The 764-nt window shown below is 68.5% G+C and carries 1 protein-coding gene; it reads left to right on the forward strand.

Annotated elements, in window-relative coordinates:
- A partial coding sequence (locus D7V93_RS45720; protein ID WP_158623993.1) for a hypothetical protein occupies positions 1-764 on the forward strand: 764 nt, incomplete at both ends.

Raw genomic sequence — 764 nt, forward strand, 5'->3', positions numbered from 1 at the left:
CCCTGCCCCCCACCGGCCTGCCCCGGCGCCACCTCTTCTTCCGCGAGGAGATGGCGGACGGGGTCATCAACCAGGATGCAGGCCCGCTCCTCGGGGTGACGAACCGGGTGGACTGGTACGAGTACAAGGCCCGGCTGATGAAGTTCCTGGGCATGAACACGTTCTCCCGCGACCTGCTGGAGTTCGGCCACAACCAGGGCTGGGACTCGGGGCCCTACGGCGGCAACAACTGGGTCTACCAGAGCCGCTACCCCTCCCTCTGGGGTGACACCCTCACGATGCTGGAGCGGTACGACCTCAACGTCCTGCCCTACTACGAATACGCCGGTAGCCGTGGCGGCAGCTCGAGCCTGGGCTACCAGCGACGCCCCAAGCCGCTCACGCGCACGGACGACGCCTACACGCACATCAGCTGGAGCGAGGACGCCCGCGCCGACCTCACCGACCCGGACACGCTGACGGACTTCAAGAAGATGCTCGACCTCACGGTCGTCTCCTACGCGGCGAAGAAGAAGTTCGCCGGCGTGTGGCTGCGGCCCCGCGTGAGCGAGCTGCCCATCGGCTTTGGCGACGCGACGCTCGCGCGCTTCGCGACCGAGGCGAACGGCGGCGTCGCCGTCACCCGCGCGCAGCTCCAGGCGGACAGCGCGCTGCTGCAGCGCTACTACGAGTGGTGGATGCTCCGGCGCCGGGCCTTCATCGACAGCGTGACGGACTACCTGCGCTCCAAGGGCGTGGGCAGTGACGTCGTGACGCTCTTCACC

The organism is Corallococcus llansteffanensis (assembly GCF_003612055.1).
Classification (GTDB): domain Bacteria; phylum Myxococcota; class Myxococcia; order Myxococcales; family Myxococcaceae; genus Corallococcus; species Corallococcus llansteffanensis.